Origin of the sequence: Pseudomonas sp. FP603, from assembly GCF_030687415.1 — a bacterium.
In the GTDB taxonomy this organism is placed as follows: Bacteria; Pseudomonadota; Gammaproteobacteria; order Pseudomonadales; family Pseudomonadaceae; genus Aquipseudomonas; species Aquipseudomonas wuhanensis.
In genome coordinates this window covers 2,020,367-2,035,172 of record NZ_CP117431.1, presented here as the reverse complement: position 1 = coordinate 2,035,172, position 14,806 = coordinate 2,020,367, and the positions used below count along the sequence as shown (strand labels likewise).

The following is a 14,806-nucleotide window of genomic DNA, read 5'->3' as shown; positions in this document are numbered from 1 at the left end:
TCGGCCGATTCGCTCATCCGAGGTTGACCGTGTTCGCTCGTCTTTTTGCCCTGCCGTGTTTGTTCCTTGTCTGCCTGATGACAGTGCTGCCGATGGCACCTGCCCAGGCGGTCGGTTTGCCGGGGCTGCTCGGCTCGGCGAAAACCCAGCCGCAAGCACAAGAGCCGCTGGGGCAATCGCTGGACGAAGTCATCAAGTCTCTGGAAAACGATCAGCAGCGCACCCAGCTGCTGACGGACCTGAAAAAACTTCGCGATGCCACCCAAAAGGCTCAGCCGACCACTGAAGAAGGTGTGCTGGGGCTGATCGGCGGCACGCTGGCCGGTTTCGAAAAGCAATTTTCCGGTGCCGACAGCCCGCTCAATCGCTGGTCCGAAGAGGTCGATCTGGCCAAGGATGAACTGGCGGCGCTGCTGCTGCCCGCCAGTGAATGGCTGCCGATCATCTTCGCGTTCGCTGTAATTCTGATGGTCTGGAGCCTGCTGGCCGCCGCTCTGATCTGGCTCGGGCACCGGGTACGCATGCGCTTTGGCCTCACCGAAGAATTACCGCAACACCCCAAGGCGCTGGACATGCTGCGCTTCGCCTTGCGCAAACTCGGGCCATGGTTGATTGCCTTGGTCATGACGGTTTACATGACCTACGCCCTGCCTTCGTCATTGGGCAAAAGCCTGGCCATGGTGCTGGCCTATGCGCTGGTGGTCGGCACCTGTTTCTCGGCGATCTGCGTGATTGCGTTTTCCGTACTCGATGGCCCGCATCGCCATCGCGCCCTGTACATCCTGCGGCATCAGGCCTTTCGCCCGTTGTGGCTGATCGGCAGTTTCGCCGCCTTTGGTGAAGCCCTGAACGACCCACGCCTGATCGCCAGCCTCGGCAGCCACCTGGCACACACCGCTGCGACATTTGCAAATGTGCTGGCGGCGATCTTCACAGGGTTTTTCATTCTGCGTTTCCGTCGGCCCATCGCACACCTGATCCGCAACCAGCCACTGTCCCGACGCCTGACTCGCCGAGCCTTGAGCGACACAATCGAAATTCTCGGCACCTTTTGGTATCTGCCTGCGTTGGTGCTGGTGGGCATCTCGCTGTTCGCCACCTTTGTCTCCGCCGGCGATACCAGCACTGCCTTGCGTCAATCGCTGATCTGTACCGTGCTGCTGGTGTTGTGCATGGTCATCAACGGGTTGGTGCGCCGTCATTCACTCAAGCCACAGCGCGGCCCCAAGCGCCATGCGCTGTATTCGGATCGCCTGAAAAGCTTCTTCTACACCCTCGCCCATCTGCTGGTGTGGCTGGCATTTATCGAACTCGGCCTGCGGGTCTGGGGTATGTCGCTGATCCGCTTCACCGAAGGCGAAGGCCATGAAGTCAGCGTCAAACTGTTCAGCCTCGGTGGCACGCTGATTTTTGCCTGGCTGATCTGGATTCTCAGCGACACCGCCGTGCACCACGCCCTCACCCGCTCGCGCAAAGGCCAGGCCAATGCCCGCGCACAGACGATGATGCCGCTGATCCGCAACGTGCTGTTCGTGGCGATTTTCATCATTGCGCTGATCGTCGCCCTGGCGAACATGGGCATGAACGTCACGCCGCTGCTGGCCGGTGCCGGTGTCATCGGCCTGGCCATCGGTTTCGGCGCGCAATCGCTGGTGGCCGACTTGATCACCGGGCTGTTCATCATCATCGAAGACTCCCTGGCCATCGACGACTACGTGGACGTCGGCGGCCACCTGGGCACGGTCGAAGGCCTGACCATTCGCACCGTGCGCCTGCGGGACATCGACGGCATCGTCCACACCATTCCGTTCAGCGAAATCAAAAGCATCAAGAACTACTCCCGGGAATTCGGCTACGCGATCTTCCGGGTGGCGGTGCCCTCGAACATGGACATCGACGAGGCAATCAAGCTGATGCGCGACGTCGGCCAGAAAATGCGCACCGACCCGCTGCAACGGCGCAACATCTGGTCGCCGCTGGAGATCCAGGGGGTCGAAAGTTTCGAGTCAGGCAATGCGATTCTTCGCGCCCGCTTCAAGACTGCGCCGATCAAGCAGTGGGAAGTGTCCCGGGCATTCAATTTATCGCTGAAGCGGCATCTGGATGAGGCCGGGCTGGATCTGGCGACACCGCGCATGAGCATTCAGGTGATCACCCCCGGTGGCGAACAATCTGCGTAGGTGGGGTTCAAACCACATCCACCCCGACATGAATCGCATCATGGCGCCAAAACTCCAGGTCACAATCGATCAGCCGCTGGTGCTGATCGTAATTGACCCGGGCAATCCGCAACCCCGGGCTGCCCACCGACACCCGTAACGCCGCCGCGGCGTCCACCGACAGCGCGGTCGGCACAATCTCGAAGCGCACCCGCCCGTAATGCAAGTCGTAATGCCGCGCATACAGTTCGGTCATCGACTGATTCAGATCGAAGTCCAGAATCCCCGGGAAAAACTGCGGGTTCAGGTAGTGCTCCACATACAGCACCAATCGCCCGTCAATCCGTCGCGAGCGGCAGATCTGAATCACGCTCGACAGCGCCGGCAACTGCAGCCAGGCGCATACCGCCGCCGACGCTGGCTGCAACCGTGCCGAAATTACCTCGGTGGACGGTACTCGCCCCTGCGCACTGACCATCGCGTGAAAGTGGCTGCGCTGCATCAGGTTATAAGCCAGTCGCGGTGGTGACACGAACCAGCCGCGTCGCTCCTCGCGATAAATCTGGCCCTGGGCCTCCAGCTGCAATAAAGCCTCACGCACGGTGATCCGCGTGGTACCGAACAACTCACTGAGCTTGCGCTCTGCCGGCAACTTGCTCCCGGGCGCCAACAAGCCGTGGTCGAGCTGTTCCTGCAGAACCTGCCCGATGGCTGTCACCGCTTTGGTTGTCTCGATGCGCATCAACGTTACCTATCTGGACTAGACCAGCACTGATTCAGGGCAGAACCGTGATTCAAATCGGTTCCTTCAACTGCCTGCAAGCCTAGGCACTGCACATGACTGGCAGATGACAAAGCCGCCGAACGGTTGCGTCAGACACCTGCAATTTCATGGCCAAGTCCCTTTCATATCAGCTCTTTAGCCATGGTCTACGCTTATCTCGCACCCCGCGTATCCGAGCGCAGAAAATTCAGGCCGACCGGTCGTCGACATCAAAATGTCATCCAACCCGCCTAAATTGGCTCAGGTATTGCTGACCTAGACCAACATAACCGCAATCGCAGCGTTGAAAACGCCCAAAGGAGCTTCGGATGAAACAGTTTTTCCTGGCATCACTGTTAGGCTCGACCATTGCCCTGTGCACCTCCGCCATGGCGGCGGATGATCTGAAAACCCTGGAAGCCGCTGCGAAAGCGGAAGGCGCAGTCAACAGCGTCGGCATGCCCGATGACTGGGCCAACTGGAAAGGCACCTGGGAAGACCTGGCCAAGAAATATGGCCTGAAACACATCGACACCGACATGAGCTCGGCCCAGGAAATCGCCAAGTTTGCCGCCGAAAAAGACAACGCCAGCGCCGACATCGGCGACGTCGGTGCCGCCTTCGGCCCGATCGCGGTCAAGCAGGGCGTGGTGCAACCTTATAAGCCCACCACTTGGGCACAGATTCCGGATTGGGCCAAGGACAAGGACGGTAACTGGGCGCTGGCCTACACCGGCACCATCGCGTTCATCATCAATAAAAAGCTGCTGCACGGTTCTGAAGCACCGACCAAATGGGCCGACCTCAAGACCGGCAAGTACAAAGTCTCTATCGGTGACGTCAGCACCGCGGCCCAGGCGGCCAACGGTGTACTGGCCGCCGCCCTCGCCAACGGTGGTGACGAGAAAAACATTCAGCCAGCCCTGTTGCTGTTCGCTGACATCGCCAAGCAAGGCCGGCTGTCCATGGCCAACCCGACGATCGCCACCATGGAAAAAGGTGAAATCGAAGTCGGTGTGGTCTGGGACTTCAACGGTCTGAGCTACAAGGCCAAGATGGCGAATCCGGATGATTACACCGTGCTGATTCCATCCGATGGCTCGGTGATTTCCGGTTACACCACCATCATCAACAAATACGCGAAGAACCCGAACGCCGCCAAGCTGACCCGCGAATACATCTTCAGCGATGCCGGCCAAATCAACCTGGCGAAAGGCAACGCCCGTCCGATCCGCGCCGAGCACTTGACTCTGCCGGCAGAGGTCAAGGCCAAGCTGCTGCCTAACGAGCAGTACAAAAAGGTTACGCCGATCAAAGACGCCGACGCATGGGAAAAGACCTCCAAAGCGCTGCCGCAGAAGTGGCAGGAAGAAGTCATTATCAATATGCCGTAACACGGTAGATCCCCATTCGGGGATCTGATGGAGATCCATTGTAGGAGCGAGGCTTGCCCGCGAAGAGGGACTGACATTCAACATTGATGTTGGCTGACAGTCCGCCTTCGCGAGCAAGCTTCGCTCCTACAGGTTTGACGATATTCACTGTTTTGCGGAGTCCCAGCCCTATGAAGCACAACGTCATCCTTGTCGTGCTCGACGGCCTCAATTACGAAGTCGCGCGCCACGCCATGGGGCATCTGCAGGCTTACGTTGGCGCAGGACGCGCGGCACTCTACAAGCTGGAGTGCGAACTGCCGGCCCTGTCCCGACCGCTTTACGAATGCATCCTGACCGGCGTTACGCCGATCGACAGCGGCATCGTTCACAACAACGTCTCGCGCCTGTCCAACCAGCGCAGCATCTACCATTACGCCACCGACGCCGGCCTGAAAACCGCCGCCGCGGCCTATCACTGGGTCAGCGAGTTGTATAACCGTTCGCCGTTCGTGGCCGCCCGGGATCGCCATACCGACGACCCCAAACTGCCGATCCAGCACGGTCATTTCTACTGGAGCGACCACTACCCGGACTCGCACCTGTTCGCCGACGCCGAAAACCTGCGCCTGCGCCACGCGCCGAATTTTCTACTGGTCCACCCCATGAATATCGACGATGCCGGGCACAAACACGGCCTCGACACCCCGCAGTACCGTAACAGCGCCCGCTCGGCCGACATCATCCTCGCCGACTACCTGCAAGGCTGGCTCGATGCCGGCTACCAAGTACTGGTGACAGCCGACCACGGCATGAACAACGACCGCTCCCATAACGGCCTGCTGCCCGAAGAACGCGAAGTGCCGCTGTTCGTCCTCGGCGACGCCTTCAGCTTCAACAAAACCGCCGCACCGAAACAGACCGAAATCTGCGGCACCGTCTGCGAACTGCTGGGCGTACCCCACGACAAACCTGTGTGCCGGGAGCTGCTCAAATGAACGCCATGACCCGCGGTAAATGGCTGGCCGCTCTGTGCCTGGTGCCCTTCGCGATTTTCTTCTTCGTGTTCCAGATCGCCCCGCTGCTCTGGGTAATGATCAACAGCCTGGAATCGGAAGAGTTCGGCTGGGGCCTGGCCAACTTCAGCAAAATCTTCAATTCGAAGTTCTATTTGCAGGCGATCCAGCACAGCCTCGAGATCAGTTTCTGGTCAAGCGTGTTCGGCATCATCATCGCCGTACTCGGCGCCTACTCCTTGCGCCGGGTCGACTCGAAACTGCGCAACTTCGTCAATGCCTTCGCCAACATGACCAGCAACTTCGCCGGCGTGCCCCTGGCCTTCGCGTTCATCATTTTGCTGGGGTTCAACGGCACCTTCACCATCATGTTGAAACAGGCGGGGATCATTCAGGATTTCAACCTGTACTCGAAAACCGGGCTGATCATTCTCTACACCTACTTCCAGATCCCCCTGGGCGTGCTGCTGCTCTACCCGGCTTTCGATGCCCTGCGCGAAGACTGGCGTGAGTCCGCCGCGTTGCTTGGCGCCAACGGCTGGCAATTCTGGCGGCACATCGGTTTGCCGGTGCTGACCCCGGCGCTGCTGGGCACCTTCGTCATCCTGTTGGCCAACGCCCTCGGCGCGTACGCCACGGTCTACGCCCTGACCACCGGCAACTTCAACGTGTTGCCGATCCGCATTGCGGCGATGGTCTCCGGCGACATTTCCCTCGACCCGAACCTGGCCAGCGCCCTGGCCGTGGTGCTGGTGGCGTTGATGACCCTGGTGACCATCGTGCATCAGCTGCTGTTGAAGAGGAGCTACCATGTCTCGCGCTGAACTGGGCCCCGTCGGTGTCTATCACCGCGTCGTGGCGTATTTGCTGTTTGCCATTCTGCTGTTGCCGCTGCTTGGAACGCTGATCTACTCGATATCCAGCAGTTGGTCCGCGACGATCATGCCCAGCGGTTTTACCTTCAAGTGGTATATCCAGCTGTGGAGCGATCCGCGCTTTCTCGACGCGTTCGGGCAATCGTTGCTGGTCTGCGTCGGCTCGCTGATTCTGTCGGTGGTGCTGATTTTGCCGCTGCTGTTCGTGGTGCATTACCACTTCCCAAAACTCGACGCGTTGATGAATATCCTGATCCTGCTGCCCTTCGCGGTGCCGCCAGTGGTGTCGTCGGTGGGGTTGTTGCAGCTCTACGGTTCGGGGCCGTTCGCGATGGTCGGCACGCCTTGGATTCTGATCGGTTGCTACTTCACCGTGGCGCTGCCGTTCATGTACCGGGCGATTACCAACAACCTGCAAGCGATCAACCTGCGCGACCTGATGGACGCTGCGCAACTGCTCGGCGCCAGCACCTGGCAAGCGGCGTTCCTGGTGGTGCTGCCGAACCTGCGCAAGGGCCTGATGGTGGCGTTGCTGCTGTCGTTCTCGTTCCTGTTCGGTGAGTTCGTGTTCGCCAACATCCTCGTCGGCACCCGCTACGAAACCTTGCAGGTCTACCTCAACAACATGCGTAACAGCAGCGGCCACTTCACCAGCGCGGTGGTGATTTCCTACTTCTTTTTTGTGCTGGTTCTGACCTGGGCAGCCAATATCTTGAACAAGGACAAAAGCGAATGAGCTACGTCAGCGTCCAACATCTTCAAAAAAGCTACGCGGGCACACCTGTATTTACCGACATCAATTGCGAAATCAAGAAAGGTGAATTCGTCACCCTGCTCGGCCCGTCCGGTTGCGGCAAGTCCACCCTGCTGCGTTGCATCGCCGGGCTGACCTCGGTGGACGGCGGCAAGATTCTGCTGGAGGGTCACGACCTCGTTCCGCTGAGCCCGCAAAAACGCGGGATCGGCATGGTGTTCCAGAGTTATGCACTGTTCCCGAACATGACCGTGGAGCAGAACGTCGCCTTCGGTTTGCGCATGCAGAAGGTCAACGCCGACGACAGTCACAAGCGCGTCGCCGAAGTACTGAGTCTGGTGGAGCTGAACGACTTCGCCGCCCGTTACCCGCATCAACTGTCCGGTGGCCAGTGCCAGCGTGTCGCCCTGGCTCGCTCGCTGGTGACCCGGCCTCGGTTGTTGTTGCTGGATGAGCCGCTGTCGGCATTGGATGCGCGGATTCGCAAGCACCTGCGCGAACAGATCCGTCAGATCCAGCGCGAACTCGGTCTGACCACGATCTTCGTCACTCACGATCAGGAAGAAGCCCTGACCATGTCTGACCGAATCTTCCTGATGAATCAGGGAAAGATCGTACAAAGCGGCGATGCCGAAACCCTCTACACCGCGCCAGTCGATGTTTTTGCCGCAGGCTTCATCGGCAACTACAACCTGCTGGACCCCGACAGCGCGACGAAACTGTTGCAACGACCGATCACCCATCGCCTCGCGATTCGCCCGGAGGCCATCGAACTGAGCCTCAATGGCGAACTCGATGCCCAAGTCCGCAGCCACAGCCTGTTAGGCAACGTGATTCGCTATCGGGTCGAGGCCCGGGGCGTGGAATTGGTGGTGGATGTACTGAACCGCTCGGCGGCCGACCTGCATCCCGATGGTCAGCGTTTGGCACTTTCCATCGATCCGACGGCCCTGCGTGAGGTAGCCTGATGACTTCGTTGATGTTGAAGAGAGAACTGCACTGATGGCCCTGGCAATTTTTGATCTGGACGAAACCCTGATCCACGGCGACTGCGCCTCGCTGTGGAGCGAACAGATGGCCCGTCTCGGCTGGGTCGATGGCGAATCCTTCCTGCGTCGCGACAAGGAATTGATGGATGCCTATGGCAGGGGCCACCTGGCCATGGAGGACTACATGGCCTTCAGCCTCGAGCCGATGATCGGCCGTACCCCGGAAGAGCTCGAGCATTTGGTGGCGCCTTGGGTAGAAGACTTCATCGAACCGATCATCTTCAGCGACGCCACCAAAGCCATCGCCGCCCACCGCAAGGCCGGCGACCGGATCCTGGTGATCTCGGCTTCGGGCACGCATTTGGTCAAGCCGATTGCCGACCGTCTGGGCATCGACGAGATTCTCGCCATTGAGCTGGAAGTGGCGCATGGGGTGTACAGCGGCAATACCGTCGGCACCCTGACCTACCGCGAAGGCAAGATCACCCGGTTGCTGGAATGGCTGGATGCGGAAGAGGAAAACCTGGAAGGTGCGAGTTTCTATTCCGACTCACGCAATGACTTGCCGCTGCTGCTGAAGGTGGATTTCCCACACGTAGTGAATCCGGACCCGGTGCTGCTTGAACATGCCGAAAAGGCCGGCTGGCCGATCCATATCTGGAAGTAACGGAGAACCTGTGGGAGCGTGGCTTGCCCGCGACGAACGATGACGCGGTTTAACTGACACACCGCGCCGCCTGAATCGCGGGCAAGCCACGCTCCCACAAAGATTGCGCCGTACCAAGTCTCAGGTCAGGCTTTCGTCGATCACCAGCACCAACTTCCCCGACACCTTATTGGTCGCCAGTTCCGCAAACGCGGCTTCGGCATCCTTGATCGCAAATGTCCTGGCCAGTTGCGGGCTCAAACGCCCTTCGCCAAACAGCGGCCAGACGTGCTGGCCAAGATCGCTGAACAAATCGGCCTTGAACTGCTCGTCGCGACTGCGCAGGGTCGACCCCAACAGTTGCACACGCTTGGCCAGTACCTGCGCCAGATCCAGCTGCGCCTCACGACCGCCCATCAAGCCGATCAGCACCCATCGACCATCGCGAGCCAGCAGCTTGAGATTCAACGCCGCGTAATTGCCACCCACCGGATCGAGAATCACGTCGAACGGCCCAAGATCGTTCAAGCTATCCAGATCGCCATTACGCACTACGCCACCCTGTGCGCCCAACGCTTCGCAGTAAGCCAGACGCTCGGCAGAACCGACGCTGACCCAGCACGGGTTACCAAACGCCTTGCACAGCTGAATGGCAGCTGAACCGATTCCACTGGCCCCGGCGTGCAGGAGAACTTTCTCACCCGGCTTGAGCGCGGCTAGCTGAAACAAATTCAGCCAAACGGTCGCATACACTTCCGGCAACGCTGCCGCCTCGGCCAGGGACAAACCTTCGGGAACTGGCAGCACATGCCGTCCGTCGACAACTACCTCTTCGGCCATCCCACCCCCGGCCAGCAAGGCGCAAACACGATCGCCTACCTGCCAGGACGAGCCCGGACCGACCTCGCTGATCACCCCCGAACACTCAAGACCCAGTGCTTGACTGGCCCCCGGCGGTGGCGGATACAGGCCCGCTTTCTGTAACAAATCGGCTCGATTGAGTCCCGCTGCCGCCACTCGGATACGAACTTGTCCTACATCGCACGTAGGACTCGGCTCCTCAACCCACTCCACTCGCCCCTCAACGCCTTGCAATGCTTTCACAGTGCCTCCATAGTGAGTCTGGACTGAGCCCGAAGCTATAGCGCCGGGCTTTCTTGCATTATGCGACCGGCCCTTGTGGGAACCGGCGACTTCAAAGACGGCCTAATATGCGTGATCAATTGTCCCCGCGTCGAATCAGCATGAAGCATTTTTTCCCCAGCACCGCCCTCGCTCTTGTCATTGGTCTCGGTCTCTTGCCGATGTCGAGCAATTCGTTCGCAGCCAACAGCTGGGACAAGCTTCAGCCCGATCGCGACGAAGTCATCGCCAGTCTGAACGTCGTCGAACTGCTCAAGCGTCACCATTACAGCAAGCCACCGCTCGACGATGCACGCTCCGTGATCATCTACGACAGCTATATCAAGCTGCTGGACCCATCGCGCAGCTACTTCATGGCCAGCGATATTGCCGAATTCGACAAATGGAAAACCCAGTTTGACGACTTCCTCAAAAGCGGCGACCTGAACGCCGGGTTCACCATCTACAAGCGCTACCTGGACCGCGTCAAGGCGCGTCTGGACTTTGCCCTTGCCGAGCTGAACAAAGGCGTCGACAAGATCGACTTCACCGCCAAGGAAACCTTGCTGGTCGATCGCAAGGATGCCCCTTGGCTCAAGACCACCGCCGAGCTGGACGACCTGTGGCGCAAACGCGTCAAGGACGAAGTGCTGCGGATGAAGATCTCCGGCAAAGAGTCGAAGCAGATTCAGGAAACCCTGACCAAGCGTTACAAGAATCAGTTGTCGCGTCTGGACCAGACCCGCCCGGAAGACATCTTCCAGGCGTACATCAACACCTTCGCCATGTCCTACGACCCGCACACCAACTATCTGTCGCCGGATAACGCGGAAAACTTCGACATCAACATGAGCCTGTCCCTCGAGGGCATCGGTGCCGTGTTGCAGAGCGACAACGATCAAGTGAAAGTCGTGCGCCTGGTGCCTGCCGGCCCGGCCGACAAGACCAAACAGGTTGCACCGGCCGACAAGATCATCGGCGTGGCCCAGGGCAACAAAGAAATGGTCGACGTGGTCGGCTGGCGCCTGGACGAAGTGGTCAAACTGATTCGTGGTCCGAAAGGCACCGTGGTGCGCCTGGAAGTGATTCCGGCCAGCAATGCGCCGAACGACCAGACCACCAAGATCGTGCCGATCACCCGCGAAGCGGTGAAACTCGAAGACCAGGCGGTGAAGAAGTCGGTCCTCAACCTCAAGCAGGATGGCAAGGACTACAAGCTCGGCGTTATCGAGATCCCGGCCTTCTATCTGGACTTCAAGGCCTTCCGTGCTGGCGATCCGGACTACAAGAGCACCACCCGCGACGTCAAGAAGCTGCTGACCGAGTTGCAGAAAGACAAGGTCGACGGCGTGGTCATCGACCTGCGCAACAACGGCGGCGGTTCCTTGCAGGAAGCCACCGAGCTGACCAGTCTGTTCATCGATAAAGGTCCGACCGTACTGGTGCGTAACGCCGACGGCCGGGTCGATGTGCTGGAAGATGAAAACCCGGGCGCATTCTACAAAGGCCCGATGGCGTTGCTGGTCAACCGTTTGTCCGCCTCGGCTTCGGAGATCTTCGCCGGTGCCATGCAGGACTACCACCGCGCGCTGATCATCGGCGGCCAGACCTTCGGTAAAGGCACCGTGCAGACCATTCAGCCGCTCAACCATGGCGAACTGAAACTGACCCTGGCCAAGTTCTACCGGGTTTCCGGTCAGAGCACCCAGCATCAGGGCGTGCTGCCGGACATCGATTACCCGTCGATCATCGACACCAAGGAAATCGGTGAAAGCGCCCTGCCGGAAGCCATGCCATGGGACACCATTCGTGCGGCCATCAAGCCTGCGCTTGACCCGTTCAAACCGTACATCACGCAGCTCAAGTCCGAGCATGACGTGCGCACGGCCAAGGACGCGGAGTTCGTGTTCATCCGCGACAAACTGGCCCTGGCGCAGAAGTTGATGAGCGAAAAAACCGTCAGCCTCAATGAAGCCGACCGTCGTGCACAACACGCCGATATCGAAGCCAAGCAACTGGCCATGGAAAACATCCGTCGCAAGGCCAAGGGCGAAGAGCCGCTCAAAGAGCTGAAGAAAGAAGACGAAGATGCCATCGCGGTCGAGCAGGACAAGACCAAGCCAGAAGACGATGCTTATCTGAGCGAGACCGGGCGGATTCTGCTGGATTACTTGAAACTCAACACCGCGGTTGCCAAGCACTAAGTTGTTACAAGCAAGATGATGGCAATTTAATGTTGACGCTCCCCGGAGCGTCATCAAACAGTCATCATTCTGTCGTGAAATACAGGACTGGGCGTGCTCTTTAACGAGAGCACGCCCAGTCCTTTTTTTATCGCCAGAGAACGCCATGACCACGACCGAACAGCTGAGTGCCTTGAGCTCGATACTGACTCAAAGCGGTTTGCACAGCCTGTTCCAACCGATCATTTCCCTCTCTGAACGACGCATCATCGGTTACGAAGCCCTCAGCCGTGGCCCCTCCAACAGCCCACTGCACTCCCCTGTCGCCCTGTTCGCGATAGCCCGCCAGGCCGGTCGCCTCAGCGAACTGGAAATCGCTTGCCGTCAAAGTGCTTGCCGCCGCTTCAATGAACAGCAATTGCCCGGCAAACTCTTCCTCAACGTATCCCCGGAATCCCTGCTCGAAGCCGCCCCCACCAACCCGGACGCACCCTGCAACTGCTGCAGGATTTCGGCATACCTCCGAGCCAGGTGGTGATCGAACTCACCGAACAGACCCCGACCGACGATTTCCAGTTGCTGCAAAACGCCCTGCATCACTATCGGGCGATGGGCTTTTCTATTGCGCTGGATGATCTGGGTGCCGGTTATTCGAGCTTGCGGCTCTGGTCTGAATTGCGCCCGGACTACGTCAAGATCGATCGGCACTTTATCGACGGCATTCATCAGGACGCGCTCAAGCGTGAATTCGTCGGCTCGATCCTGCAGATCGCCAAGGCTTCGCGGGCAAAAGTGATCGCCGAAGGCATCGAATTGCAGGAAGAACTCGCCGTACTGACTGAAATGGGCGTTGATCTGCTGCAAGGTTATCTGCTCTGTCGGCCTCAAGAGCATCCGCCCCGAGATGCCCGAACCTTGATGCCCAAACCGAACAGCGTCGCCGCGATACTGAATGAGGAAGTCAGTGACCTCAGCGCCCTGCTCAACGACCAGCCGGCGGTGACCAGCGCCACCCCGACCGCCACCGTGCTGGAAGCCTTCCGCCGCCAAGCCAACCTGAACTCCCTGGCGGTGCTCGACGAACAAGGCCAGCCCTGCGGCATTGTCCACCGTCATTCGCTCTCGGATGCCTTGCTCAAGCCCTTTGCCACCGACCTGTTCGCCCGCAAGCCCATCAGCCGCTTGATGAGCGACGACTTCCTCGCCGTGGAACTGAGCCAGTCGCTGCAACAGGTCAGCCGCCTGATCACCAGCCGCGCCCGCCAGCGTATCGAAGAAGACTTCATCATCACCCTCAACGGCGGCTATCTGGGGCTTGGCCGAGTGATCGACGTGCTCAAGCTGATCACCGAACTGAAAATCCAGCAAGCCCGCTACGCCAACCCGCTGACCCTGCTACCGGGCAACGTGCCGATCCAGCAATGCCTGACACGCCTGCTGCAACAGGAACGGGAATCGATGATCTGCTACGTGGACATCGACAGCTTCAAACCCTTCAACGACATCTACGGCTACGGTCGCGGGGATGAAGTCCTACTGTGCCTGGCGCAATGCCTGAACGACCGCATCGACCCTTCCCGCGACTTCGTCGGCCATATCGGCGGCGACGACTTCCTGCTGGTGCTCGGCCCGGAAGACTGGCGCAAACGCCTGAACCAGTTGCTGGACGACTTCCACAGCCAATGCCGACGCTTCTACCGCAGCGAACACCTCGAAGCCGGCTGCTTCATCGCCCCCAACCGCCAGGGTGTGCGGCAGGAATTCCCGTTACTGTCCCTGTCCATCGGCGTGGTGCATCTGCATCCACAGGCCTGCGGACAACTCGACGCGAGCCAATTGGCAGAGATGGCATCACAGGCCAAACACCACGCGAAGAATGTGCCGGGGTATAGCGTGCATGTAATTGATAGCCTGGCGGTGTCCGGACCTGAAGAAGAACTGCTCATTGGGCATCGCTGATTGATCTGACGCCTTCGCGGGTACCACACAATTCCAGGACTAATCCATCACTAGGCGCCGCCCGAAGACCCCGCCCAAAAATTTCGCTCAAAAAAGCAAACGTGGCGGAAGGCTTCGCTGAAGCCTGGCTTGATTTTCTCCATTAGAGAAGTGCGCATCGCCCCACCTCATGTGGTCAGGCAGGCTTGAGCAGGCTGGATCAATGTCAGGGAGTGAAAACAACCGACCTCGATGACAAAACCAAGGGTAGCAGACACCCACGTTTTAGCCGCCCGTAGCCTGGAGATTGAGCTACTGAGGGCGGGGTAAATGAAAGTTATTGTCAATGATGGTTTGTACTATTTCTACCGACCCGTTTATGGCGAACTGAGCACCCATGCATACGAGTAGAAAGCCCATCAGGCGTGATATCGCATCAATGCCTGACTCCCCTGTTATTTTCATGATTAATCCTGAGCTGCGCAGGCAGACCCAGAGAATAATCGCAGTAAACAAGAAGATTAACGGCGGCGCGGTTAATAGCACCCAGGCTGGAAATAACGTGCTGTGCTTAATGGTCGCGGAAGCGCTGATAATCATCGCGATGGTTCCTGGCCCGGCAGTACTGGGCATGGCCAGCGGAATGAAGGCGAAACTAGCCTGTTCCTTTGGGCTGTTGGCGGCAGCAGAAGCCTGGACAGGCGGCGGGAAGAGCATCTTCAAGCCCATTATTATGAGAATGCCACCGCCTGCCATTCGCAAGCCTGGAATGGAAATGTTGAAAGCGTCCATCACAAACTCACCTATGTAATAGGTCAGTGCCATGATGAGAAAAACATAGAGCGAAGTTGCAAGCGCCTGTTGGTTTTTTTCTTTTTGGGTAAGGCCTTTGCTCAGGGCGATAAATAAAGCCACTGTTGTAGGCGGATTGGTCAGTGGCAGTAACGCCAGTAATCCAAGCGCGATAGCATTCAACAAATCTGTCATA

Annotated in this window: 11 protein-coding genes and 1 pseudogene; 9 read left to right on the top strand and 3 right to left on the bottom strand. The window is 58.8% G+C overall.

Annotated features, from left to right (window positions below; translation table 11 throughout):
- The first annotated feature begins 29 nt into the window (after positions 1 to 29).
- A complete protein-coding gene (locus PSH65_RS09325; RefSeq protein WP_305425937.1) occupies positions 30 to 2,180 on the top strand; it encodes a mechanosensitive ion channel family protein in 2,151 nt (716 codons plus the stop codon).
- A gap of 7 nt (positions 2,181 to 2,187) precedes the next feature.
- Here PSH65_RS09325 and PSH65_RS09320 read toward each other — a convergent pair whose 3' ends face one another.
- Complete coding sequence (locus PSH65_RS09320; RefSeq protein ID WP_123360108.1) at positions 2,188 to 2,901, bottom strand: UTRA domain-containing protein; 714 nt, start codon at positions 2,899 to 2,901, stop codon at positions 2,188 to 2,190.
- A gap of 350 nt (positions 2,902 to 3,251) precedes the next feature.
- Between PSH65_RS09320 and PSH65_RS09315 the strand changes: the two genes are divergently transcribed.
- The 6 genes from PSH65_RS09315 to PSH65_RS09290 all read left to right on the top strand — a co-directional run bounded on the left by PSH65_RS09315 (position 3,252) and on the right by PSH65_RS09290 (position 8,596).
- A complete protein-coding gene (locus PSH65_RS09315) occupies positions 3,252 to 4,316 on the top strand; it encodes an ABC transporter substrate-binding protein (RefSeq protein ID WP_305425936.1) in 1,065 nt (354 codons plus the stop codon).
- A 170-nt stretch (positions 4,317 to 4,486) separates the two neighbouring features.
- Positions 4,487 to 5,293: an alkaline phosphatase family protein gene (locus PSH65_RS09310; protein ID WP_305425935.1), complete on the top strand. Its 807-nt coding sequence runs from the start codon at positions 4,487 to 4,489 to the stop codon at positions 5,291 to 5,293.
- Positions 5,290 to 6,135, top strand: coding sequence for an ABC transporter permease (locus tag PSH65_RS09305; RefSeq protein WP_370694681.1), 846 nt, complete (start codon positions 5,290 to 5,292; stop codon positions 6,133 to 6,135). Before PSH65_RS09310 ends, PSH65_RS09305 begins: the two co-directional genes overlap by 4 nt.
- On the top strand, positions 6,122 to 6,922 hold the full coding sequence (locus PSH65_RS09300) for an ABC transporter permease (protein ID WP_305425933.1): 801 nt from the start codon (positions 6,122 to 6,124) through the stop codon (positions 6,920 to 6,922). Before PSH65_RS09305 ends, PSH65_RS09300 begins: the two co-directional genes overlap by 14 nt.
- Positions 6,919 to 7,908 carry an ABC transporter ATP-binding protein gene (locus tag PSH65_RS09295; protein WP_305425931.1) on the top strand — a complete coding sequence of 330 codons (990 nt, stop codon included), beginning with the start codon at positions 6,919 to 6,921 and terminating at the stop codon, positions 7,906 to 7,908. Before PSH65_RS09300 ends, PSH65_RS09295 begins: the two co-directional genes overlap by 4 nt.
- A 34-nt stretch (positions 7,909 to 7,942) precedes the next feature.
- Entirely contained in the window at positions 7,943 to 8,596 is a 654-nt protein-coding gene (locus PSH65_RS09290; protein WP_305425929.1) for an HAD family phosphatase, read from the top strand.
- A 120-nt stretch (positions 8,597 to 8,716) separates the two neighbouring features.
- On the opposite strand, the gene PSH65_RS09285 is transcribed toward PSH65_RS09290, so the two are convergent.
- Complete coding sequence (locus tag PSH65_RS09285; protein WP_305425927.1) at positions 8,717 to 9,679, bottom strand: zinc-binding dehydrogenase; 963 nt, start codon at positions 9,677 to 9,679, stop codon at positions 8,717 to 8,719.
- A gap of 140 nt (positions 9,680 to 9,819) precedes the next feature.
- On the opposite strand from PSH65_RS09285, the gene PSH65_RS09280 reads away from it, so the two are divergent.
- Positions 9,820 to 11,901: a carboxy terminal-processing peptidase gene (locus PSH65_RS09280; RefSeq protein ID WP_305425926.1), complete on the top strand. Its 2,082-nt coding sequence runs from the start codon at positions 9,820 to 9,822 to the stop codon at positions 11,899 to 11,901.
- Between the two features lie 145 nt (positions 11,902 to 12,046).
- A pseudogene (locus PSH65_RS09275) lies at positions 12,047 to 13,839 on the top strand (bifunctional diguanylate cyclase/phosphodiesterase).
- A 291-nt stretch (positions 13,840 to 14,130) separates the two neighbouring features.
- On the opposite strand, the gene PSH65_RS09270 reads toward PSH65_RS09275, so the two are convergent.
- A complete protein-coding gene (locus PSH65_RS09270) occupies positions 14,131 to 14,805 on the bottom strand; it encodes a MarC family NAAT transporter (protein WP_305425925.1) in 675 nt (224 codons plus the stop codon).
- Position 14,806 lies beyond the last annotated feature (1 nt).

What these genes read in the sequence shown, in the direction of transcription:
- PSH65_RS09305 (WP_370694681.1), top strand. Translation starts at nt 5,290, where the DNA reads ATGAACGCCATGACCCGCGGTAAATGGCTGGCCGCTCTGTGCCTGGTG.
- PSH65_RS09290 (WP_305425929.1), top strand. Translation starts at nt 7,943, where the DNA reads ATGGCCCTGGCAATTTTTGATCTGGACGAAACCCTGATCCACGGCGAC.
- PSH65_RS09295 (WP_305425931.1), top strand. Translation starts at nt 6,919, where the DNA reads ATGAGCTACGTCAGCGTCCAACATCTTCAAAAAAGCTACGCGGGCACA.
- PSH65_RS09320 (WP_123360108.1), bottom strand. Translation starts at nt 2,901, where the DNA reads ATGCGCATCGAGACAACCAAAGCGGTGACAGCCATCGGGCAGGTTCTG.
- PSH65_RS09315 (WP_305425936.1), top strand. Translation starts at nt 3,252, where the DNA reads ATGAAACAGTTTTTCCTGGCATCACTGTTAGGCTCGACCATTGCCCTG.
- PSH65_RS09280 (WP_305425926.1), top strand. Translation starts at nt 9,820, where the DNA reads ATGAAGCATTTTTTCCCCAGCACCGCCCTCGCTCTTGTCATTGGTCTC.
- PSH65_RS09270 (WP_305425925.1), bottom strand. Translation starts at nt 14,805, where the DNA reads ATGACAGATTTGTTGAATGCTATCGCGCTTGGATTACTGGCGTTACTG.
- PSH65_RS09300 (WP_305425933.1), top strand. Translation starts at nt 6,122, where the DNA reads ATGTCTCGCGCTGAACTGGGCCCCGTCGGTGTCTATCACCGCGTCGTG.
- PSH65_RS09310 (WP_305425935.1), top strand. Translation starts at nt 4,487, where the DNA reads ATGAAGCACAACGTCATCCTTGTCGTGCTCGACGGCCTCAATTACGAA.